Raw genomic sequence first — 20,854 nt, forward strand, 5'->3', positions numbered from 1 at the left:
GCTTGACAAGAAGGTAGACACTGTCTACTTTGTGGGTCAAGCGAAAGGATGCGCGAGATGTCCCAAGACCGGCTCAAACGTCACTATGGATCGCTTGCAGTCGTCACGGGTGCGTCGGACGGAATCGGTCGCGCATTTGCGGAGAAATTAGCGGAAGCAGGTTTCGATCTTTTTCTGGTTGCCCGGCGGCAAGTCGAACTGAAGCTGATCGCAGACTCGCTTCACCGGCGGCATAGAATAAATGTCGAGATCTTGCCTTTGGATTTGAGTGCTCCGACATCCGCATCCCGTTTGCTTGACGTCCTCCGCAAATGCGAGGTCGGGATATTCGTCGCGGCCGCGGGTTTCGGAACATCGGGGCAATTCATACACAATTCCGTAGATGCCGAACTTCAGATGATCGATGTTAACTGCCGCGCAGTCGTCGAATTGACCCACGGAATCGGCATCGGAATGGCCGGGCGCGGGCGCGGCGGCATCGTTCTGTTCGGATCGCTTGTCGGCTGGCAAGGAACGCCGGCAGCCGCAACTTACGCCGCGACCAAAGCATTCATTCAAACATTCGCCGAAGGCATCGGCGACGAACTACGCGCATTCGGCGTCGATGTTTTGTCCTGTGCACCGGGTCCCGTCGATAGCGGATTTGCTTTGCGTGCCAATATGCTGATGGGAGCCACTGACTCTCCACCGCAAATAGCAGCGGAAAGCCTCGCCGCGCTCGGCCGCCGCCGAACTGTGGTTCCAGGCCGAGTTGGAAAGATGCTGACGCGCTCGCTCTCACTCTTGCCACGCCAGTCGCGTGTGGGGATCATGGGGAAAGTCATGAGGGGAATGGTAAGATCCAGTGGCCAAGGCGTCGAAAAAAAGAACGGGAAATCTGCGTGAAGATTGCGTCGCCGAAGCGCTTTCGATCATTGCGACGGACGGAATCGACAAGCTCAGTCTTCGAGAAGTCGCACGGCGCCTGGGCGTGTCGCATCAGGCTCCCTACAAGCATTATGAAAGCCGGGATCATCTGCTCGCGGAAGTTCTGAAAGGCGCATACAGCCAATTCGCGAACTATCTCGATTCGCAGCTAAAAAGAGGATCGGCGAACGAGAATCATCTCCGCGCAATGGGCGAGGCTTACATCCGCTACGCGATGTCGCATCCGCTCGAATATCAATTGATGTTCAACACCGATCTGCCCGATCCATCCGGGCATCCCGATATGCTCAAACAGGCCCATCATGCGTTCGACATGTTGCGGGACGCGTTGCGAAGCCGCGCGAAAACATCTCAACGTCCGATGGCCGCGAAAGAAATCGATCACCAAGCATTATTTGTGTGGTCGACCCTGCATGGCTTCGTCAGCATCATGCGCTCCGAGGTCGCTGCTGAACTGAAAGTTGGAGCCAAACAATCGGCCGCGACGGACGTTCTCTCGCACATCGGAAGAGCGATCGGGGGTCTATCCACGAAGTAAGCAGTGCGGATCCGAGATCGCTTGTCCCCGCGCGCGCTCTATCGAAGTTTCAGTTCCGCGCCAAAATCTTTGTCTGGCTCGCGCCCAATCCCGGAACCAAGGACGGCGACGACACCCGCGCAGGGTTCGGGGCGTACACACCGCGAAGATCCGGGCAGGCCCGGTACGCGTCGGTCAATCCGATCACGGTTTCCGCAGCACCCAGGAAAAGGAAGCCATCAGGTTCATTGATCTTCTGCATCCGCCCGAACACGTCGATCTTGGTGGGCTGGTCGAAGTAGATCAGCACGTTCCGGCAGAAGATGATGTCGAAGATTCCGAAGTGGGAGAAATCCTGCAACAGGTTGGCCTGCTGGTAGCGGACCATGGCGCGGATATCGGGATTGAGCTGCCAGACATCGCCGACCTGCTTGAAATGCTTCACCAGCAACTGGATCGGCAGTCCGCGCTGGACTTCGAACTGGCTGTAGATGCCGGCCTTGGCCTTTTCGAGAACTTCAAGCGACAGATCGGTCGCAACGATCTCGGCGCGCCAGTCCGGTGGCAAGGCCTCCTTCAGGAGCATGGCGAGCGAATAGGGCTCCTGCCCGGTCGACGCAGCGGCACACCAGATACGCAGGCTGCGGCGGCTCGCGCGCGCCTTCAGCAGTTGCGGCAGCACGGTATCGCGGACGTTCTCGAACGGCACCTTGTCGCGAAAGAAAAACGTCTCGTTGGTCGTCATCGCCTCGACAACGTCGACGGTCAATGCTTCCGAACCAGACTTGATCTTCTGCACAAGTTCGCTGATGCCCGAAATGCCTGCCTTGCGGGCGAGCGGCAACAGACGGCTTTCGATCAGATACTGCTTGTCGGACGACAACAGCAGGCCAGAGCGATCCTTCAGAAGTTTGCGCAGATACTCGTAATCCAGTGGTGTGACCCGCGAACTCCTGAAAATACCCGAACAACCCTGGGAGCGATCTGGTCGAGCGGCAGGATGGCCGCACAGACACCAGCATGGGCGACTGCGCCCGGCATGCCCCACACGACACTGGTGGCTTCGTCCTGCGCGATGACGTTGCCGCCGGCGGCGACGATGGTCTTGGCGCCCTGCGCGCCGTCCGCCCCCATCCCGGTCAGCACCACGGCGAGGATACCGGCCTGCCAGATCTCGGCGGCCGAGGCGAACAGCGGATCGACCGCCGGCTTGCAGAAATTGATCTGCGGTCCGTCATCGAGAGCGATGACCGTATTCGCACCCGAGCGCGCAACGCGCATATGGCGGCCGCCCGGAGCGAGATAGATCTGCCCTGCCTTGACGATCTCACCATCGACCGCCTCGTGAGCAGGACGGCCGCTCGCGCGCGCCAGATGCTCGGCGAGAATGGTGGTGAAGGTCGGCGGCATATGCTGGGTAATGAGGACCGGATACTGGTCGATCACCGGCCCGATACCGGCGACCAGATTCATCAGCGCCTGCGGGCCACCCGTCGAAGAACCGATCACCAGGACGCGCGGCACCACTGCGGTGAACGGCCGTACCATGAGCTTGGTCTGTGCGACCGGCGGCATCGTGCCGGTGGCCGTCCGCGGCAACGGCGCCCGCACCGGCTGCGCTGCCGGCGCCAGCGAAGGACTGGGAACGACCGCCGGACGGCGCAGGCGAACGCCGAGGTGACGTATCTTTTCGATCAGGTCGCGCTTGAAGACATCCGCGGCGGACATCTCGCGGGTGCTCTCGGGCTTTGGAATATAGTCGGACGCACCGAGCGACAGCGCCTTGAAGCTGATCTCCGCGTTCCGGCGGGTCAGCGTCGACGCCATGATGATGACGAGATTGCGCTTCTTCTCAAGCAGCAGCGGCAGCGCCGAGATGCCATCCATATCCGGCATTTCGATATCGAGCACGACCACATCGGGATCGACACGGACGACCTGGTTGACCGCATCGAGACCGGTGCGGATCGAGGCGACCACCGTCAAGTCCGGCTCCGCCTCGATCCAGCGGGAGATCAGCCCGCGAATGACCGCAGAATCGTCGACGACCATGACGCGCAGTGGCTCGTGCCGCTGTGCGGACGAGCCCGGTGGGGTCAAAACTGCAACGCTCATGAAAAACCAACTCTACGCAACCGAACGGCGACAACACGACGTGACTTCAACAGATAATCCGGATTCAGCGCCGCCCGACAGTTCAGCGCAGAGCTTCAGATCAAACCGACTTCATGAAATTTCGCCGTCACGATTTCCTTGTCGAACGGCTTCATGATGTATTCATTGGCGCCCGCATGAAGAGCACGGGCGATGTGAGCGACATCGTTCTCGGTCGTGCAGAACACCACCTTCGGCTTGTCGCCGCCCGGCATCAGACGCAGATTGCGGAGGAACTCGTAGCCATCCATGACCGGCATGTTCCAGTCGAGCAGGATAGCGTCCGGCATTCCGCGCTTGCAGACTTCCATGGCCTTCTCGCCATCTTCAGCCTCGACGATCTGGAAATCCAGACCTTCCAGAATGCGCCGCGCGACCTTCCGGATGACGCTTGAATCGTCAACGATCAGACATGTTTTCATGTTAGCCTCTTTTTTCCTCAGTTCCCGTGTGGGCCGCTGTCACGGGGCTTTGCGTTTTCCCAAACTGTTCTCAGGCGGCGAGCATGTCCGGATTGATTTCGAGAACGCGGTCGACATCGAGAACAACCATCAATTGCCCTTCGAGCCGGTGCACGCCTCCCGCCATTTTCGCCATGCGCGGATCGAGATTGACCGGGTTCACCTCGCGGCTGTCGTCCGCAAGCTTGAGAACCTCGCCGATGCTGTCGATCAGCAGGCCGTAGGATTCACCGCGCAGGTCAACACCCACCGCCATCGGGACCTTGCCGTCCTCGTTCCTGGGCAGGCCGAGACGTGCGCGCATATCGATCGCGGTGACGATCCGGCCGCGAAGATTGAGAACGCCCGCAACGTCGGCAGACGCCAGCGGGACTCGCGTCAGCCGCTCCGGCATGAACACGTCCTGAACCCGTGAGATCGGCAGCCCGAACAACTGTCCGCCAATCATCGCGGTGACGTATTCGGTGATTCCGCGGTCAGCGCCGTCGACATTTGTATCCATTGTCATGTTCCTTACGCCGCCTGCTTGACGTCAGCGGTTTGTTCTTTCAGGGCGGCGATCAGTCCCGGCCGGTCGAATTTCGCGACATAGTCGTGGAAGCCCGCCTGGCGGCCGCGTTCGATCGCCGCCGGTGACACCACCGACGACAGCGCGATGATCGGCATCGCTTCCATGCGGCGGTCGGCGCGGATCGCTTCGGCGAACTCGAAGCCGTTCATGTCCGGCATCTCGATGTCGGTCAGAACGACGTCGAACTGATTGCCGGAGCGCAACACCGAAAGCCCTTCGTGTCCGTTCTGCGCGACCGTGACCCGATATCCTGCCGCCTTCAGAACGGGGGCGAGCATGTTGCGGAAGAACGCGGAGTCGTCGACCAGGAGAACGGTCTGGGCGGTTGCTGACAGACGCATTTCCTTGCGGCTGAACCAGTCGGCGAACGCCATCGGCAGGAAGTGACCGACGTCGATCACCTCAGTCGCCTGGCCCTTAACGACCGCAGACCCCAGCACGCCATCGCGTGTGCTTGCCACTTCGATGCTGAGCTGCTCCTCGACGATATCGATGATTTCATCGACCACGAGACCCATCGAGCGCCCGTCATCGGCGAACACCAGAATCGGCTGCACGCCGCTGTCGCGGATGGAGACGCCTTCGATCTCGACCAATGGCATCAACTGCTCGCGATACTGGACCATGTGACGGCCGTTCGACATCTCGATCTTCTCGACCGCGATTTCTTCAAGCCGGGTCACCAGCGCCAGCGGCACCGCCTTGGGTTGCGACGATCCCGCGCGGAACACCAGCAGCGAGGTCAACTGCGCGTCCGAATTCGAGCGGGTCGAAACGTTCTCGTCACCGATTTCGCTCTGTGTCGCCGCAGCCGTACCGAGCGACTGCGCGATGCCGTTCGGATCTATAATCATGATGACGGCGCCGTCGCCGAGAATCGTGTTGCCCGAGAACATCCCGATGTGGCGAAGCTTGGTGGACATCGGCTTGACCACGATTTCCTCGGTGTGGAAAACGCCGTCGACCACGATGCCGAAAGTCTGGCTTCCGACCTGGGTGACCACGATGAAGCCGTTCTCCGGATCGATCGACGCGCCGTCGTCGATCTTGAGCAGCTTTTTCAGATGCATCAGCGGCAGCAGCTTGTTGCGCAGCCGCAGAACCGGAGTGTCCTTGATCCGCTCGATGCGATGATCGGAATTGGAGCGCGCGCGCACCAGTTCGACCACGGACAACTGCGGGATCGCGAAGCGATCGCCGGCGGCTTCCACGATCAGCGCGGACACGATGGCCAGCGTCAGCGGGATCTTGATGGTGAAGCTCGACCCCTCGCCCGGCACGGACTTGACGTCGATGGTGCCGCCGATCTGGTCGATGTTGGTGCGAACCACGTCCATGCCGACGCCGCGGCCCGACACGCTCGTGACCGCGGCAGCCGTGGAGAAGCCCGGCGCGAAAATGAACTTGTGGATCTGCGCCTCGGTCATCTTCTCGACGTCGGCTTCGGTGACGAGGCCGTTCTGCACGGCCTTCTGCTTGATCCGCTCGGTGTTCAGGCCGCGCCCGTTGTCGGCGATGCAGATGATGATGTGACCGCCCTCATGATAGGCGGAAACGCGGATCGTGCCCTGCTCCGGCTTGCCGGCGGCGACGCGGTCGGCGGTCGTCTCAAGGCCATGATCGGCGGAGTTGCGGACCATGTGCGTCAGCGGGTCCTTGATCAGGTCGAGCACCTGTCGATCGAGCTCGGTGTCGGCGCCGTGCATCTCCAGTTCGATCTGCTTGCCGAGTTCGCTGGACAGATCGCGCACGATGCGCGGCAGCTTCTGCCAGGCATTGCCTATCGGCTGCATCCGCGTCTTCATGACGCCTTCCTGCAACTCGGCGGTAACGTTGGAGAGCCGCTGCAACGGCACCTTGAATTCGGAATCCTCGTTGCGGCGGCTGATCTCGAGCAACTGGTTACGCGTCAGCACCAGCTCCGACACCATGGTCATCAGATGTTCGAGGGTGTCGACATTGACGCGAATGGACTGGTTCGCGATCTTGTCGCCTTCCGCGGTATCGTTCTCGATCACCGGCTTCTTCGGCTTTGCCGCGGCTTTCGGCGCGTCGGCCCTTGGAGCTTCGGCCTTTGGAGCGGGCTGCGCAACCGGTGCAATCGACGGCGATGCGACTTCGATTTCGGTTTCGCGGAAAGCGCGCTCAAGCTCGTCGAGCGAAACTTCGCCAGGACGCAGTTCGCGTTCCAGCGTCTGATCGACCATCAGGCCGACGGTCACCGGCTTGGCTGCAACCGGTGCAGGCGCGGCAGGCGCAGCTTCCATCGCGGCCATGCCCTGTTCGACCATATGATGAAGCGCGTCGATCAGATCGACATCGGCGCCTTCCGGCTCCGCTTCGGTTGCCTCAAGCTGGCCGAGAATGTCCTTGATGCGGTCGATGGTGCTGAGGATCAGCGTCACGGCTTCGCCGGTCACCGGCATGCCATCGCGGAATTTGCCCATCAGCGTCTCGGCTGCGTGCGCGAGCGCTTCGAGCCGGGGCAATCCGAGAAAGCCGCAGGTGCCTTTGATCGTGTGAACGAGCCGGAAGATGTTATCGAGAATCTTCGCGTTGTTTGGATCCTGTTCGAAACGAACCAGCTGGTTGTCGACAGTGTCGAGACTTTCGTTGGTCTCGGTAAGAAACTCACGCAACAGATCGTCCATGAATCAAGCCTTCGCGCAAACGGGCACGCAACACACGTCTCCCGGAATGCGGTCAGTTTCGACGCAAAGCGTTTAATATTGGTTGAGCATTTGGAAAAGAACGCGCTGAACAAGACGCTAAGGCGCCTGCCCCGGAGCTGGATGTCTCCGGGGACCGCCGTTCATTAAGAGTTTATGAAGATGGAATCGGACCGCTAGGCCGCAGTCACGACCACGGCATCGGTTTCAGCAGCCAGCGACACCTTGAGCTCACAGGCCTGCGCCAGCAAGGCGGTATAGTAAGGCTGCACCGCATGTGCGGACACCGAACCGGCGTTGTCGAGGTTCAATTGCGCCGCGACGTTCTGCGGCTCGCGCGCATTGGTGCCTGCGGCGCGAATGCGAAATCCCATCGTGTCGCCCTCGCCCACCGGATCGACGATCAACTGGCCGCCACGCGGGATCGCCTGCTGCGCGATGACGAGCATGTTGAGCAGCAGCTTGACCCGGTTCTTCGCCATCAGCACGTGCGGGAGGTTCCAGACTATCTTGGTCTTCTCGTCTTCGAGATGATTGCGCGTCATCTTCTGCGCTTCGCCGAGATCGATCTGGGAGCCGGCAGACCCTGCGGCGCCATAGGCGATACGGCAGAACTGCAACCGCGCGGAAGTGGATTTTGCGCTCTTGCGGATCAGATCGAGCGCGAACTCCTTGTCGTCTTCCTTGTTGCTGCTGTCGAACACCTCAAGACCGTTGACGATGGCGCCGACCGGGTTGATGAGATCGTGGCAGACGCGCGAACACATCAACGCGGCGAGTTCGAGTGCATCGGGTGTGGGACCGGGAGTTGACGTGCCAGACATGAATTTCCTCGGATTTTCCAGCGATTTCCTGCGATCAAGATGGCCGCAGGGTGCTGACGCGGCGAATCAAGCGTGCTTTATGGTTTGATACACTGCGGCTGGCCCTGCGGCCACCGAGGCGCGACACGAACCACAGCGGATTGAAGACCGATCCATGACCGAAACCCCTGCGATCGACCGGGATGCCGCTGCGGCTCTGATGGAGCCATTGACGGACATCGTCGTGCAGGCCGGGGCGGCAATCCTCGCGGTCAGCCGCGCCACCATGCTGGTCGAGGGAAAATCCGACGGTTCTCCCGTTACGGAGGCCGACATGGCGGCCCACCGCATCATTGCGGACGGCCTGGCGAAACTCGCGCCGGATATTCCGGCGCTGTCCGAGGAGCGCACCGACCTGGCCGCGCGCCCTTATAAGAACAGCTTTTTCCTGGTCGATCCGCTCGACGGCACCAAGGAGTTCGTGGCCGGGCGTGACGAGTTCACTGTCAATGTCGCGCTCATTACCCACGGCGCGCCGGTGCTGGGCATCATCGCCGCCCCCGCCCTGGGACTGCTCTGGCGGGGAATTGTCGGCCGGGGTGCCGAGCGCCTTTTGATGACCAAGGACGGCAAGGCGCGATCGGCCCAGCCGATCCACACCCGCCCTCATCCCGGCCCGCGCACGGCCTGGATCGTGGCCGTGAGCAGGTCGCACGGCGATAAACGGACCGAAGCTTTCATCGCCGCCCGGCCCGGAGCGATCCGGCAGGCGCTCGGCTCCGCGGTCAAGTTCGGCCGGATCGCCGAAGGCGGCGCCGACATCTACCCCCGGCTCGCCCCGACATCCGAATGGGACGTGGCCGCAGGGCACGCGGTGGTGACGGCGGCGGGCGGACGGATCACCGACAGCAAGGGCGCGGCGCTGTGCTTCGGGGAGGCGCGCGAGGACTTTCTGGTGCCCGAGTTCATTGCGTGGGGCGACCCCGCCGCAGTGGATCAGTAAGCCGACAGCGTCTCGAGCAGCGCCGGCCATTGGCCGTTGGCCTGTTTGACCACAGCATCCGGGTTGGCGGCAAAGGCGTTGCGGTTGTCTTCGCGGCTGAAGAGATACAGCCGCTCGCCGGACACCAGCCACAACCGCGCCTGCCCCACGACGGTCTTGCCGCGCGCCACGTCGACAGGGTCATAGCCGCCGAACCGGGGTCCGTAGATATCCGGATGGCTGAGGAAAACGGCGCGGTTGGCTTCGTTCCGGAAACGCCAGACGGCGCCATCCCTGGACGCCTCGATGTCGGGCTGCCCCCTGGCCGCTTCGGCGTCGGTGAAATAGGCCACAGGGTCGAAGCCATCGATGGCAAGGCCGCTGTGGCGGTTCACGACCACCCGTTCGGTGACCGCGGACGCGCTGGTATACGGTCCGGCCAGCCCGGCAAGGACCGCAAGACAGGCGATTCCAAGGCGTTGCCCTTTATTTTCTTGCCGCCGTGCCGTCATAGTTGATGCCGATAAACAATCGAGTCGGGGACGTGGGACCGCAGCTTATGCCATTGCTTCTCAGCAAGGCGTTAAGCGATGGACATGAAATCCGGCCATCCGGTGGTCCAAGGGGTTCTTTCATGACCTTTGCTTCGCGCCTCGCGGCGCTGGTGTTTGCAGCGATGATTTCCCTGGCCGTGCCAGCCTCGGCCCAGCAGCGCTCGTCCAATACCTACGGGCCGGATGAACTGGTCGGCGCGGGCCACAGGTTCTTCGGCAACGTGTCGCGCGGACTGGCGTCGGTGATCGAGCGCGCAGTGAGCCAGTGGGGTCTGCCCAACGGTTATGTTCTCGGCGAGGAAGGCAGCGGCGCTTTCGTCGCAGGACTGCGCTACGGCGAAGGCACGCTCTACACCAAGAACGCCGGCGACCTGCGGGTCTACTGGCAGGGACCGTCGGTCGGCTTCGACTGGGGCGGCGACGGCGCGCGCACCATGGTGCTGGTCTACAACCTGCCCGCGACCGACGCGATCTATCAGCGCTTCGCCGGCATCGACGGCTCTGCCTACATTATCGGCGGCTTCGGCATGACGGCGCTGACGGCGAACGGCATCGTGCTGGTCCCGATCCGGTCGGGTGTCGGCCTGCGGCTCGGCGCCAATATCGGCTACCTGAAGTTCACGCCGCGCGCGACCTGGAACCCTTTCTGACACTTTCCTGACAGGATGACCGGGGCATCGCCCGCCTGCCTTCAGGGAGGCGGGCTGATTCACGTTAACACGCTGTCCCGCTAGCTTTTTCCCCGCCCGCCGTGGCATGGTAAAAAACGATTTAATCTAGCTCAGGGGTCACACATATGGTCGAACCGATCATGTATTTGGCGATCGGTTTTCTGGTCTCGATGCTGTTCGGTCTGATGATCGTGCCGCTGGTCCATAACCGTGCTGTCCGGCTGACGACGAAGCGCCTCGAAGCCGCGACCCCGCTCTCGATGGCCGAGATCCAGGCCGACAAGGACCAGTTGCGGGCCGAGTTCGCGATGTCCGCCCGCCGGCTCGAAATGAGCGTCGAGCAGCTCAAGAACAAGACCTCGAGCCAGCTCGCCGAACTCGGCAAGAAATCGGACGCGATCAACCGCCTCAAGATCGAACTCGGCGAGAAGAACGCCGCGATTTTCGCGCTGGAAGCGCGCGAGAAGGCGCTGAAGGATCAGTTGCGGGCGACAGAAGAAGAGTTCAGCGCCAAGACGCAGTCGCTGCGCACCGCCGAACAGCAGCTATCCGACAAGCAGGGTGAACTCGGCAAGCTCAACAGCGAACTTTCCCAGCGCTCGATGACGGCGGAAAGCCGTCAGGTCGAACTGCTCGCGGTCCGCAACCAGATCGAGGCGCTGCAAAGCCGCGTCAATGACGCCGAGAAGGAAGTGTCCAGCAGCCGGCAGCGCCTGACCGACCATCGCAACGAAGCCGAGATCGCGACCCGCGAACTCGGCGACGCGCGCGGAAAGGTCGAGGATCTGAGCGGAAAGGTCACCGACCTCGATCGCCAGCTCGTGGTGCAGACCAAAGAAACAGAAATGCTGTCGGCGCGCGTCACGGATCTCGAGAACCGCCTCGCCTTGCAGGGCAAGATACTCGCCGAGCGCGAATACGAGAACACCCTGTTGCGCCAGCAGGCCGAGGCCGCGAAACAGACCGAACAGAAGCTGCGCGAGGACATGGCGTCCGGCACCGGCAATTCCGCGGCGCTGGAGAAGCTCCGCGCGGAAAAGGCTTCGCTCGAAGAGCAGCTCACCGTCGCCCGGGATGAGCGCGCCAAGCTTCAGCGCGACATCAATCTCATTCAGCAGCAGGCGGAAAGCTCGTGGTCCACCGAGCGCATGGAAAATGCCCTGCTGCGCGAGCGCATCAACGACATCGCAGCCGAAGTCGCCAAGCTTGCGGTGACGCTGGAGGGCCCCGACTCGCCGATCGAGGCGATCCTGGCGTCCGAGGAGCAAAAGCCCGCGATCAGCACCATCGTCAAGGCAACCACGGCGAACGGCGCTGCCCCAAATGGCGCTGCGGCGCCTGGCCCCGCCACCGAGGCGCGCGGCACGCTGGCGGAACGGATTCGGGCCTTGCAGGCACATGCCTCACGGGCGCGTCAGCCGGGATAGACTGACATTCAGCATCTACGGCGGGATTTCAGCCGAATTCTGAAGCACACGGGCCGACCGCGCTTGACACCCCTGCCCCTGCTTCCGTAAATCCCCGCTCCGAAAGATATCCGGTGGTTCCGGGCGCATAGCTCAGCGGGAGAGCGTTCCCTTCACACGGGAGAGGTCCAAGGTTCGATCCCTTGTGCGCCCACCATTTCCAAAAGACATTCAGGAAACATTTTGAATTGCTCCGCGGCAGCGGCTGGAGAGTGGCAATGACGGCACTCGACACTTCGCTGCAGGACGGCCACGCTCGCGCGGCGGTGTCTCATCCCAAACTGATCATTGCCAGCTTCGAACCGCTCGACCAATCCAGCCACTGGCTGAACGAACTCGTGTCCTTCAAGACCGAGGGAAGCGCGCTGGAGATGTCTGTCGCAATTCTCGCGCTCCGTTCCACCGATGCGGATGTTGCGGCATCTCTGTCCGCCCAGGCCGTTCTCAGCCCCCTGCCCGCGTTGGACGTCACTGACGACAACTACGTCACCGAGCTTGTCGCCTACAGCGATGCGGAACATATTCTGGAACCGCTGTGGGCCCGGTTCGAAGCGGAAGAACTTACTGCGCAAGACCTGATCTATTTTCCGCGTGGGCATCCGATCCTCATTCGCGGTATAGGCGCATGGCTCGCGCGGCGTCCGCCAACGCTGCGCCCGAGCGTGTTCTTCCGCATCATCGGCGACGAATTGACCGATCTCGACACCGGACGCTACAGAGCCAGAGCCGCCTTTTACCGGCTCGCATGTTCCGATCTCCGCACGCGCCCCGGACAAGAGCGCGTGTTCTTTCTGGTCAATTCAAAGGCAAAGGCACGCACCGTCTCGCGCGTGTGTCGCCGGCGGCCATTCATGATGCAGCACCATTTCGGCCGGACCTTCGCCGATTTGCCAAACGCAACGCCAACGACGCCGGCCATCTACGTGCATCTGAACAACAGGTCGGGCACGCTTGCCGAAAATCTGAGCGAGATTGTTCAGCGCGTGACCCGCGCCGAGCCGACGGTCAGGTTTCTCGTCAAGATCCCTGCCAGGTTCGCGAACTCCATCGCAAGGCTGAAGCGGAAGGCTCGCTCATCCGTCGAGATAATTTCTCACGAGCAGAGCATCGAAGATTACTTCACCAATCTGACCCGCGCTTCTCTGGTATGGCTGGCCTATGACGCGCAGCCGTACAGAGCATTGACGTCAGGCACGTTCACCGAAGCCGCAAGTCTCGGCAAACCCGTCGTTGTGCCGCAGGACACATGGATGGCCGAGAAGATCGCGGAGGGCTACGGCGTTGGGGTGATGTTCAACGACTCTGCGGTGCGAACAGTCGCGGACGCGCTTCTGAGCGCGGTGCGTAATCCGGATCTCGCCGCCGCCGCGCGTGCGATTGCTCCACGCCTTGGCGTCGAGACAGTTGCCGCCGGTTCATCGAAGGTATGATCGCGCTCGCCAAAACCACGCCGGATATGGAGCCGGACTATCAGATCGGCGGCGAGATCGATTTCGGCAACGCGCTCGACTCGCGCTGCTTCATGCGGAATGGCTGGGGACCCACCGAGACATGGGGCGTCTGGACCGTGGAGCACAGCGCGGAGCTCGCGTTGCCGGTTCGGGCAAAAGCCGGCGACCGGCTTGTCCTGAATGCGCTTGCCCTTGCGTTTCTAGGAAAACAACGTGAACCCGTCCGCGTTCGCGTGTTTGCCCGGGATGAGCAGATCGCAGAGTGGGTTTTCGAAGCTGGAAGATTGAATCAGCCCCGGTGGCTGACGGCGTCGCTTCCGCCCCAGACAGACGAAACGTCCGGAGACGTCCTGACAATTTCGTTCGAGATCGATGCGCCGCGATCGCCGTTGTCCGAAGGAGTGTCGGCCGATCCGCGAACTCTTGGATTGGGATTGTCGCGATTGTCCTTAACCGCAGCCACATAATACGTCGCGTCAGATCAATCGAATGCCGCTTTCACGGTGGCGTACTTGTCCCCGAGCGTGGTGCCGAGGCCATTGACCGCGGCGACAATCGCGACCGCGATGCCCATCGCGATCAGGGCATACTCGATCGACGTCGCAGCTCTCTCGTCGCGGATAAAATCAATCGCCTTCTTCATCGGATCAGCCTCACTGCATTTCTTGCACATGACGGCTTCGCGATAAGAGCATTAGATGAAGCCACGGCTAATCTAGCGGCAAGAAGCTGCCGAAGACTTAACTCAACCTTTACATGATACCGCCGAAAGCAAATCGGCAAACGGTTTGCGTCGTCAATCGTGCCGGACCGATTTCAGAGCCAGCAGCGCCAGAAGCTTCATGCGCTCCGGATCACGCTCGCCTTGCGACGCAAGCTCGACAATATTTTTCGCCAGCGCCTGAACCCGCGCCGACCCAACCGGAAACGGCAGGGTCTCGACCGCCTCCTCAAAGGCCTGCGTCATCGCTGCAATGGTGTCGGGGCTGAAGGACGAGCCCTGAAAGACGTTCATCTCAGGAACCCCCGCGAGAATGCTTCTACATATTCAACGCAGAAGCCTCGCGCGAGGTTCCTTCGGCGAAATCAGTCAAAACTTTTTATTCCCGGCATGATCTTTTCCGAAAACCGGTCCCCACTTTTCGGGATCATGCCATGACCACTTCGATCAGTCGCGGACCCTTTTCACGCACCGAACTGGTCAGCGCCTTTGAAAAGTCCTCGGCGGTGGTGACCGACTGAGCGGACACGCCCATGCCTTTCGCCAGCGACACCCAGTCGAGGGTGGGATTGTCGATATTCAGCATGTCGAGCGCCTTGCGTCCCGGCTCGCCGGCATCGACGCCTGCAAACTCGCCCTTCAGGATCTGATAGGTGCGGTTGGCGAAGACGATGGTGGTGACATCGAGTCCTTCGCGCGCCTGTGTCCACAGCGACTGAAGCGTGTACATCGCGCTGCCGTCGCCGACCATGCAGATCACCTTGCGGTCCGGGCAGGCAACCGCGGCGCCGGTCGCGACCGGGGTCGAGAAGCCGATCGAACCGCCCATGTTCTGAAGCCAGTCATGCGGCGCCGCTGCCGCCGTCGGCGGAAAAAAGCCGCGGCCGGTGGTGATCGATTCATCGACCACGATGGCATTCTCGGGAATGGCCAGCGCGATCGCCTGCGCAATGGATGCGTGCGTCAGGGCGCCGGTCGGTTTCGCGAGTTCGACAAGCTGCTGCGGTTTCGCGGCGCACGACAAGGCGCCGAGTGCATCGGCCAGCGCGTGCAATGCCGCCACCGAATTCTCGCCGGACTCGCACATGCGATGAACCTCGCAGCCTTCCGGCTTCAGCAGGCTCGGCTTGTTCGGATAGGCGAAGAACGCCACCGGGTCGTTGGTCTCGACCAGAACGATGTGGCGGAAATCCTTCAGGATCGGCAGCGCCTGCTCGATCACATAGGGAATGCGGTCGATGGAAAAGCGGCCGCGGCCGCGCGCCATGCGCGGATTGTAGGTCTGGCCCATGACCTTGCAGCCGGTCTTGCCGGCGATGCGCGCGGCGAGCGCCAGTCCTTCTTCCGTGAGGGCCTTGCCGGTCAGCAGCAGCAGCGTCTGCTCGCCGCTGCGCAGAACGCGGGCCGCCTCGTCGACCGCCTGCGGCGAGTAACTGGCGCGCTGCGAATCCTCCGGCACCTGCGCGATCCCGTCGGCTTCGTTCCAGGCGGTGTCGGCCGGAAGGATGAGTGTCGCGATCTGGCCCGGATGGCTTCTCGCCGCGGCAATGGCGGCGGCGCCGTCGCGCGCGATGGACTTCGAATCCGGCGAGGTGCGGACCCAGGCCGACATCGGCCGCGCGAGACCTTCGATGTCCGACGTCAGCGGCGCGTTGTATTCAATGTGATAGGTCGCATGCTGTCCGACGATGTTGACGATGCCGGAATGCGCCTTCTTGGCGTTGTGCAGATTGGCGAGGCCGTTGGCGAGACCGGGCCCCAGATGCAGCAGTGTCGATGCGGGTTTCCCGGCCATGCGGTAATACCCGTCAGCGGCGCCGGTGACGATGCCTTCGAACAATCCGAGCACGCATCGCATCCCCTCGACACGATCCAGCGCGGCGACAAAATGCATCTCCGATGTTCCCGGATTGGTGAAGCAGACACTCACATCGCCCGCGACCAATGTTCGCACCAGACTTTCCGCGCCGTTCATCATTCCACTCCCGCTCAAAGCTTTTTGTTGTGACGCCTTGTTGTGGCGCCGTTAGATGAACCATCCTTATGACAGTTCGTCAAAGCCTGCGGTAGATTGGAACGGCAGCGCGACCGTGCAGGCGGGGCATGTCTCGCAGAAGTCACGCCCCCGGCGGATAATGGGCTGCCCCGAAGCCTTTCACGCGTCCGTGGGTTGCGAAGACAGGCAAATTGTGGCCTTTCTCGCAGAGTTCATGGCACCTGTTCCCGGTTCGCCAACATTTCCGCCCCGGTCTGACGATCTCTTATGAGGATTCTAATGACGCGCCTTTTGACCGTAATTCTTACCGCAGCGACATTGCTCGGCGGCACCAGCCTCGCGATGGCGGACGCCGAGTACAATCCGCTGGCCGATCTTTTCAGCTTCACGAACCGCAGCGGCACCGGCCCGATACCGCGCACCACGGTCGGTTTCCAGGGCAACTATGCACCGGGCACGATCATCATCGATACCAAGGAACGCCGCCTGTATCTGGTTCAGGAAGGCGGCCGGGCCCTGCGTTACGGCATCGGCGTCGGCCGCGACGGCTTCCGCTGGGGCGGTGTCCATCGCATCACCGCGAAGAAGGAATGGCCGAGCTGGACGCCGCCGGCGCAGATGCTGCGCCGCCGCCCGGACCTGCCGCGCCACATGGTCGGCGGTCCCGACAATCCGCTCGGTGCGCGCGCGATGTATCTCGGCTCGACGCTTTATCGCATTCACGGCTCCAACGAGCCGGAGACGATCGGTCAGGCTGTCTCCTCGGGCTGTTTCCGCATGGTCAATGACGACGTCATCGACCTCTACGATCGGGTGCGGGTCGGCGCGACGGTCATCGTCAAGAACTAGGATTCGGACAGGACCGGCGTCGGCTCGGTCCCTGCCGCAAAACTCTTCAAAGGCCGGCCTTCGTGGCCGGCCTTCTCGTTTTCTCACTGGCCACCCTGTGCGCTCTTGCATGCGGGCAGCCTGACGGGTAGCTCAGGTCTGTCATGGAAACGTCATCGGCAATAAGGCGGCTGATACCGGGGATCGTCCTGCTGAGCAGCCTGACGCTCAGCACGACGTTGTGGTCGCCGACCCTTGCCGAAGGGCCCAATATCAGCGCACGCCAGCGCAGTGAAAAAAAGGCTTTCACAGACAGCCAGATCATCGACGGCTTCATGAAGACGGCGTTCGGCGCGGAGTATCATCTCGCCGGACGCGTCGATCGTATCCGCAAATACCACATGCCGGTGCGCGTCTTTATCGACGGCTCCACCCGCGCCGACCGGCAGAAGCAGATCGGAAAGGTTGTCGGCGATATCGCAAGGCGCGTGCAGCATCTCGACATCGCGATCACACCCCGGCGTGACGACGCCAACACCATCATCACGCTGGTCCGCGACCGCGACCTTCAGAAAACCATCACGTCATTCTACGGCGCAGAGAAGGCCAAGGAGATTCACGACACGCTGGACCCGCAATGCCTGTCCGGATTTCGCAAGAACGACAACTACGAAATCCAGCATTCGGATGTCATCCTGACGGTCGACAACAGCGACTTCGTGTTCCTCGACTGCGCCTATGAGGAATTGCTGCAATCCCTCGGGCCGATCAACGACACCGACTCGGTGCCATGGACGATGTTCAACGACGACGTCTCGATGGGCTTCTTCGATATCTACGACCAGTACATCATGAACATTCTTTATGACCCGCGCATCAAGGCGGGCATGACCATCGACGAGGTGCGTGAGGTGCTGCCGGCCATTCTGCCGGACGTGCGGGCGTGGGTCGCGAAGGTCAACAACCTGCCGCGGTAGCCTTGCATCGCCCGAGCGCGGCTTTGCGCTTCGTCATTGCGAGGAGCTCTTGCGACGAAGCAATCCAGCTTCTTCTTTTTAGAATGGATTGCTTCGCTTCGCTCGCAATGACGTCGAGGTCGCCTACGCCGTCTTGTCGAACAGTTCGCGGCCGATCAGCATACGGCGGATTTCGCTGGTGCCGGCGCCGATCTCATAGAGCTTGGCGTCGCGCAAGAGCCGCCCGGTCGGATAGTCGTTGATATAGCCGTTGCCGCCAAGCAACTGGATCGCGTCCAGCGCGCACTGGGTCGCCCGCTCCGCCGCGTACAGGATCGCGCCCGCCGCGTCCTCGCGCGTGGTCTCGCCGCGATCGCAGGCCTTCGCGACCGCATAGACATAGGCGCGGGACGCATTCATCGTCACATACATGTCGGCGACCTTGCCCTGCACGAGCTGGAAGGTGCCGATCGGCTCGCCGAACTGCTTGCGCTCGTGGATGTAGGGCATCACCACATCGAGACAGGCCTGCATGATGCCGAGCGGTCCGGCCGCCAGCACGGCGCGCTCATAGTCGAGACCGGACATCAGCACGTTGACGCCGCGTCCAACATTGCCGAGCACATTCTCCTCCGGGACTTCGCAATCCTCGAACACCAGCTCGCAGGTGTCGGAGCCGCGCATGCCAAACTTGTCGAGCTTCTGCGCGGTCGAAAATCCCTTCATGCCCTTCTCGATCAGGAACGCGGTCATGCCGCGCGGGCCGGCCGCCGGATCGGTCTTGGCGTAGACCACCAGCGTTTCGGCAACAGGACCGTTGGTGATCCACATCTTGTTGCCGTTGAGGACGTAGCGATCGCCCTTCTTGTCGGCGCGCGTCTTCATCGACACGACGTCGGACCCTGCGCCCGGCTCGGACATCGCCAGCGCGCCGACGTGTTCGCCCGAGATCAGCTTCGGGAGATACTTTCGCTTCTGGGCTTCGTTGCCGTTGCGGCGGATCTGGTTGACGCACAGGTTGGAATGCGCGCCATACGACAGTCCGACGGACGCCGAGGCACGGGAGATTTCCTCCATCGCAATACAATGTTCGAGGTAGCCGAGCCCGGAGCCGCCGAAATCTTCCTCAACAGTCATGCCAAGCAGACCCAGCACGCCCATCTTTGGCCAGAGGTCGCGCGGGAACTGGTTGGTCTTGTCGATCTCTTCGGCGCGGGGCGCGATCTCGTTCGCCGAGAAATCGCGGACCGTTTCGCGGATCGCATCCGCGGTGTTGCCGAGATCGAAATTGAACATGCTGTGGGCGTTCGGAATCATCAGGTTCTCTCCCCGGGTAGCTTTTGCCAGCCCCTTGTTTGGCGGACCATGCCACGGGCCGGTTGCGGGGAGAAGGGCCGCAAGCGCCGGAACGCGCCGGCGCCTCTGTGCGGCAAATCTGCCCCTGGATGCCGGGCAGATGGCCACAAAGCGGGACGCCGAAATGTCTTGTGCCTGACATTTCGGTGGCCAATTTGGTCAGGCGTCGTTTCCTTACGCCAGCGCGCGCGAAGCCTCTCGCACCTTGCGGGTGGATTCATCGACCGAGCGGGTCGCCTGCGCGATATCGGTCATGCTGGAGTTGATGTCGGTCACGCCCTTTGCCGCGACCTGCATGTTCGACGAGATGCTCTGCGTCACCGAGGCCTGTTCCTCGACGGAAGCCGCTATTGCCGCCGAAATCTCGTTGATGCGGGAAATCGTCTGCGTGATCGCCTCGATGACATTGACCGCGCTGGTCGTGGTCCCCTGCACCTCGGCGATCTGAGCGCTGATTTCATCGGTCGCCTTCGCGGTCTGGGTCGCGAGGCTTTTGACTTCCGATGCCACGACGGCAAAGCCCCGGCCCGCTTCGCCGGCGCGCGCCGCCTCGATGGTGGCGTTGAGCGCCAGCAGGTTGGTCTGTTCGGCAATGTTGTTGATGAGCTTGACCACATCGCCGATCTTTTGCGCCGCGATGGCGAGACCCGAAACGATGGCGCTGGTCTCGTTGGCCTGTTGCACCGCCTGAAGCGAGATGGAGAGCGCATCCGACGCCTGGCGGCTGATTTCACTCACCGAAGCAGCAAGCTCCTCCGCACCCGAGGCAACAGCCTGCATGTTGGACGATGTCTGCGTCGATGCGCTCACCGCCGACGTCACCCGCTCGGATGTGGAGGTGACCGCCTCGGTGATCTGCCCGAGGTCGATGTCGATGGACTTCTGCACCTCGCTGCGGCGGATGCGATCCTCGACCTGCGCCGTGGTGTCGGTGGCGAACTTCACCACCTTGACGAGCTTGCGATCCGCGCCCCGGATCGGATTGTAGGAGGCCTGAATCCAGACCGTCCTGCCGCCCTTGCCGACGCGCTTGTATTCGGCGGCCTGATAGTCACCCCGGCGCAGTGCATCCCAGAAGTCGCGATAGGCGGCGCTGTCGCGATACTGAGGCTCGACGAACATGCCGTGATGCCTGCCCTGGATCTCGTCCAGCCGGTAGCCGAGCGTCTTCAGGAAGTTCTCGTTGGCGGTGATGATGGTGCCGTCGAGGTTGAACTCGATCACGGCCTGCGACTTCTGAATGGCAGCGATCTGGCCTTCGTAATCGGCGCTCTTCAGCTTCTGTTCGGTGATGTCGGCGGCGAACTTCACCACCTTGTACGGCTTGCCGCCACGGCCCATCAGAGGGTTGTACGACGCCTGGATCCAGATCTGGCGCCCGCCCTTGGCGATGCGGGGAAACTCGCGCGACTGGTGCTCTCCCCGGCGCAGCGCGTCCCAGAATTCGCGGTATTCGGGCCGGTCGCGCAGTTCGGGATCGACAAACATGCTGTGGTGCTTGCCCTGAACTTCTTCCAGCCGGTACCCCATGGCATTGAGGAAATTGGAATTCGCGGTCACGATTGTGCCATCGAGGTTAAACTCGATGATCGCCTGAGACTTGCTGAGCGCATCGAGCTTTGCCGCAAGCTCCTGAGAAGAATTGAACAATTGCATTTTCCATGCCCCTGGGTCAGATCGACGCAGCAAGGCTAAGGTTAACTGGTTAATCAACTTTTACGCGAACATGTTTGTAATTGTTCCCTCTGATAGAACCCGCATTTTCCTACCG

21 protein-coding genes and 1 tRNA gene are annotated in these 20,854 nt (G+C 61.8%); 10 read left to right on the plus strand and 12 right to left on the minus strand.

Going from position 1 to position 20,854, the window contains the following annotated elements:
- Positions 1–57 precede the first annotated feature (57 nt).
- Positions 58–885 carry an SDR family NAD(P)-dependent oxidoreductase gene (locus ACP7AL_RS00115; protein ID WP_425987634.1) on the plus strand — a complete coding sequence of 276 codons (828 nt, stop codon included), beginning with the start codon at positions 58–60 and terminating at the stop codon, positions 883–885.
- Positions 845–1,465: a TetR/AcrR family transcriptional regulator gene (locus ACP7AL_RS00120; RefSeq protein ID WP_425987636.1), complete on the plus strand. Its 621-nt coding sequence runs from the start codon at positions 845–847 to the stop codon at positions 1,463–1,465. Before ACP7AL_RS00115 ends, ACP7AL_RS00120 begins: the two co-directional genes overlap by 41 nt.
- A 49-nt stretch (positions 1,466–1,514) precedes the next feature.
- On the opposite strand, the gene ACP7AL_RS00125 is transcribed toward ACP7AL_RS00120, so the two are convergent.
- From ACP7AL_RS00125 to chpT, 6 genes are all read right to left on the minus strand, one after another.
- The gene (locus ACP7AL_RS00125) at positions 1,515–2,405 is read right to left on the minus strand and encodes a CheR family methyltransferase (protein WP_425989975.1); all 891 of its coding nucleotides are present in this window, start codon (positions 2,403–2,405) and stop codon (positions 1,515–1,517) included.
- Positions 2,348–3,559: a protein-glutamate methylesterase/protein-glutamine glutaminase gene (locus tag ACP7AL_RS00130; protein WP_425987639.1), complete on the minus strand. Its 1,212-nt coding sequence runs from the start codon at positions 3,557–3,559 to the stop codon at positions 2,348–2,350. The genes ACP7AL_RS00125 and ACP7AL_RS00130 overlap by 58 nt, the downstream gene beginning before the upstream one ends.
- 95 nt (positions 3,560–3,654) lie before the next feature.
- Positions 3,655–4,020 carry a response regulator gene (locus ACP7AL_RS00135; RefSeq protein ID WP_006021886.1) on the minus strand — a complete coding sequence of 122 codons (366 nt, stop codon included), beginning with the start codon at positions 4,018–4,020 and terminating at the stop codon, positions 3,655–3,657.
- Positions 4,021–4,090: 70 nt separating this feature from the next.
- Positions 4,091–4,561, minus strand: coding sequence for a chemotaxis protein CheW (locus ACP7AL_RS00140; RefSeq protein WP_425987641.1), 471 nt, complete (start codon positions 4,559–4,561; stop codon positions 4,091–4,093).
- Between the two features lie 11 nt (positions 4,562–4,572).
- Positions 4,573–7,281, minus strand: coding sequence for a hybrid sensor histidine kinase/response regulator (locus ACP7AL_RS00145; RefSeq protein WP_425987644.1), 2,709 nt, complete (start codon positions 7,279–7,281; stop codon positions 4,573–4,575).
- A gap of 194 nt (positions 7,282–7,475) precedes the next feature.
- Positions 7,476–8,123 (minus strand): histidine phosphotransferase ChpT, encoded by a 648-nt coding sequence (chpT, locus tag ACP7AL_RS00150; RefSeq protein ID WP_006021889.1) that lies wholly within the window; start codon positions 8,121–8,123, stop codon positions 7,476–7,478.
- 154 nt (positions 8,124–8,277) lie between these two features.
- On the opposite strand from chpT, the gene cysQ reads away from it, so the two are divergent.
- Complete coding sequence (cysQ, locus tag ACP7AL_RS00155) at positions 8,278–9,105, plus strand: 3'(2'),5'-bisphosphate nucleotidase CysQ (protein ID WP_425987646.1); 828 nt, start codon at positions 8,278–8,280, stop codon at positions 9,103–9,105.
- Here the strand turns inward: cysQ and ACP7AL_RS00160 are convergent.
- Positions 9,099–9,596, minus strand: a complete 498-nt coding sequence (locus ACP7AL_RS00160) for a YHS domain-containing (seleno)protein (protein ID WP_425987648.1) — start codon at positions 9,594–9,596, stop codon at positions 9,099–9,101. The genes cysQ and ACP7AL_RS00160 overlap by 7 nt on opposite strands.
- Before the next feature lie 122 nt (positions 9,597–9,718).
- Between ACP7AL_RS00160 and ACP7AL_RS00165 the strand changes: the two genes are divergently transcribed.
- The 5 genes from ACP7AL_RS00165 (at position 9,719) to ACP7AL_RS00185 (ending at position 13,693) form a co-directional block, all read left to right on the plus strand.
- Positions 9,719–10,288: a DUF1134 domain-containing protein gene (locus ACP7AL_RS00165; RefSeq protein ID WP_425987649.1), complete on the plus strand. Its 570-nt coding sequence runs from the start codon at positions 9,719–9,721 to the stop codon at positions 10,286–10,288.
- Between the two features lie 146 nt (positions 10,289–10,434).
- On the plus strand, positions 10,435–11,736 hold the full coding sequence (locus ACP7AL_RS00170; RefSeq protein WP_425987652.1) for a hypothetical protein: 1,302 nt from the start codon (positions 10,435–10,437) through the stop codon (positions 11,734–11,736).
- 121 nt (positions 11,737–11,857) lie between these two features.
- A tRNA-Val gene (locus ACP7AL_RS00175) sits at positions 11,858–11,932 on the plus strand.
- A 61-nt stretch (positions 11,933–11,993) separates the two neighbouring features.
- Complete coding sequence (locus tag ACP7AL_RS00180; protein WP_425987654.1) at positions 11,994–13,205, plus strand: hypothetical protein; 1,212 nt, start codon at positions 11,994–11,996, stop codon at positions 13,203–13,205.
- Positions 13,202–13,693 (plus strand): hypothetical protein, encoded by a 492-nt coding sequence (locus tag ACP7AL_RS00185; protein WP_425987656.1) that lies wholly within the window; start codon positions 13,202–13,204, stop codon positions 13,691–13,693. Before ACP7AL_RS00180 ends, ACP7AL_RS00185 begins: the two co-directional genes overlap by 4 nt.
- A gap of 14 nt (positions 13,694–13,707) precedes the next feature.
- Here ACP7AL_RS00185 and ACP7AL_RS00190 read toward each other — a convergent pair whose 3' ends face one another.
- The 3 genes from ACP7AL_RS00190 to ACP7AL_RS00200 form a co-directional block, all read right to left on the minus strand.
- Positions 13,708–13,869 carry a Flp family type IVb pilin gene (locus ACP7AL_RS00190; RefSeq protein ID WP_425987658.1) on the minus strand — a complete coding sequence of 54 codons (162 nt, stop codon included), beginning with the start codon at positions 13,867–13,869 and terminating at the stop codon, positions 13,708–13,710.
- Positions 13,870–14,022: 153 nt separating this feature from the next.
- Complete coding sequence (locus tag ACP7AL_RS00195) at positions 14,023–14,241, minus strand: hypothetical protein (protein ID WP_006021896.1); 219 nt, start codon at positions 14,239–14,241, stop codon at positions 14,023–14,025.
- 133 nt (positions 14,242–14,374) lie between these two features.
- Positions 14,375–15,922 (minus strand): acetolactate synthase large subunit, encoded by a 1,548-nt coding sequence (locus tag ACP7AL_RS00200; protein ID WP_425987660.1) that lies wholly within the window; start codon positions 15,920–15,922, stop codon positions 14,375–14,377.
- Between the two features lie 300 nt (positions 15,923–16,222).
- Between ACP7AL_RS00200 and ACP7AL_RS00205 the strand changes: the two genes are divergently transcribed.
- Both ACP7AL_RS00205 and ACP7AL_RS00210 read left to right on the plus strand, forming a co-directional pair.
- Entirely contained in the window at positions 16,223–16,792 is a 570-nt protein-coding gene (locus ACP7AL_RS00205) for a L,D-transpeptidase (protein WP_006021898.1), read from the plus strand.
- Positions 16,793–16,935: 143 nt separating this feature from the next.
- Positions 16,936–17,748: a DUF2927 domain-containing protein gene (locus tag ACP7AL_RS00210; protein ID WP_425987664.1), complete on the plus strand. Its 813-nt coding sequence runs from the start codon at positions 16,936–16,938 to the stop codon at positions 17,746–17,748.
- Between the two features lie 123 nt (positions 17,749–17,871).
- Here the strand turns inward: ACP7AL_RS00210 and ACP7AL_RS00215 are convergent, their stop codons facing one another.
- Both ACP7AL_RS00215 and ACP7AL_RS00220 read right to left on the minus strand, forming a co-directional pair.
- The gene (locus tag ACP7AL_RS00215; protein WP_425987666.1) at positions 17,872–19,044 is read right to left on the minus strand and encodes an isovaleryl-CoA dehydrogenase; all 1,173 of its coding nucleotides are present in this window, start codon (positions 19,042–19,044) and stop codon (positions 17,872–17,874) included.
- A gap of 213 nt (positions 19,045–19,257) precedes the next feature.
- On the minus strand, positions 19,258–20,739 hold the full coding sequence (locus tag ACP7AL_RS00220; protein ID WP_425987669.1) for a methyl-accepting chemotaxis protein: 1,482 nt from the start codon (positions 20,737–20,739) through the stop codon (positions 19,258–19,260).
- Positions 20,740–20,854 lie beyond the last annotated feature (115 nt).

This window comes from Afipia sp. DC4300-2b1, assembly GCF_049895725.1.
GTDB classification, from domain to species: domain Bacteria; phylum Pseudomonadota; class Alphaproteobacteria; order Rhizobiales; family Xanthobacteraceae; genus Afipia; species Afipia broomeae.

What these genes read in the sequence shown, in the direction of transcription:
- ACP7AL_RS00160 (WP_425987648.1), bottom strand. Translation starts at nt 9,596, where the DNA reads ATGACGGCACGGCGGCAAGAAAATAAAGGGCAACGCCTTGGAATCGCC.
- ACP7AL_RS00215 (WP_425987666.1), bottom strand. Translation starts at nt 19,044, where the DNA reads ATGATTCCGAACGCCCACAGCATGTTCAATTTCGATCTCGGCAACACC.
- ACP7AL_RS00135 (WP_006021886.1), bottom strand. Translation starts at nt 4,020, where the DNA reads ATGAAAACATGTCTGATCGTTGACGATTCAAGCGTCATCCGGAAGGTC.
- ACP7AL_RS00205 (WP_006021898.1), top strand. Translation starts at nt 16,223, where the DNA reads ATGACGCGCCTTTTGACCGTAATTCTTACCGCAGCGACATTGCTCGGC.
- ACP7AL_RS00165 (WP_425987649.1), top strand. Translation starts at nt 9,719, where the DNA reads ATGACCTTTGCTTCGCGCCTCGCGGCGCTGGTGTTTGCAGCGATGATT.
- ACP7AL_RS00130 (WP_425987639.1), bottom strand. Translation starts at nt 3,559, where the DNA reads ATGAGCGTTGCAGTTTTGACCCCACCGGGCTCGTCCGCACAGCGGCAC.
- ACP7AL_RS00220 (WP_425987669.1), bottom strand. Translation starts at nt 20,739, where the DNA reads ATGCAATTGTTCAATTCTTCTCAGGAGCTTGCGGCAAAGCTCGATGCG.
- chpT (WP_006021889.1), bottom strand. Translation starts at nt 8,123, where the DNA reads ATGTCTGGCACGTCAACTCCCGGTCCCACACCCGATGCACTCGAACTC.
- ACP7AL_RS00200 (WP_425987660.1), bottom strand. Translation starts at nt 15,922, where the DNA reads ATGAACGGCGCGGAAAGTCTGGTGCGAACATTGGTCGCGGGCGATGTG.
- cysQ (WP_425987646.1), top strand. Translation starts at nt 8,278, where the DNA reads ATGACCGAAACCCCTGCGATCGACCGGGATGCCGCTGCGGCTCTGATG.
- ACP7AL_RS00195 (WP_006021896.1), bottom strand. Translation starts at nt 14,241, where the DNA reads ATGAACGTCTTTCAGGGCTCGTCCTTCAGCCCCGACACCATTGCAGCG.
- ACP7AL_RS00170 (WP_425987652.1), top strand. Translation starts at nt 10,435, where the DNA reads ATGGTCGAACCGATCATGTATTTGGCGATCGGTTTTCTGGTCTCGATG.
- ACP7AL_RS00145 (WP_425987644.1), bottom strand. Translation starts at nt 7,281, where the DNA reads ATGGACGATCTGTTGCGTGAGTTTCTTACCGAGACCAACGAAAGTCTC.
- ACP7AL_RS00190 (WP_425987658.1), bottom strand. Translation starts at nt 13,869, where the DNA reads ATGAAGAAGGCGATTGATTTTATCCGCGACGAGAGAGCTGCGACGTCG.
- ACP7AL_RS00180 (WP_425987654.1), top strand. Translation starts at nt 11,994, where the DNA reads ATGACGGCACTCGACACTTCGCTGCAGGACGGCCACGCTCGCGCGGCG.
- ACP7AL_RS00115 (WP_425987634.1), top strand. Translation starts at nt 58, where the DNA reads ATGTCCCAAGACCGGCTCAAACGTCACTATGGATCGCTTGCAGTCGTC.
- ACP7AL_RS00140 (WP_425987641.1), bottom strand. Translation starts at nt 4,561, where the DNA reads ATGGATACAAATGTCGACGGCGCTGACCGCGGAATCACCGAATACGTC.
- ACP7AL_RS00210 (WP_425987664.1), top strand. Translation starts at nt 16,936, where the DNA reads ATGGAAACGTCATCGGCAATAAGGCGGCTGATACCGGGGATCGTCCTG.
- ACP7AL_RS00185 (WP_425987656.1), top strand. Translation starts at nt 13,202, where the DNA reads ATGATCGCGCTCGCCAAAACCACGCCGGATATGGAGCCGGACTATCAG.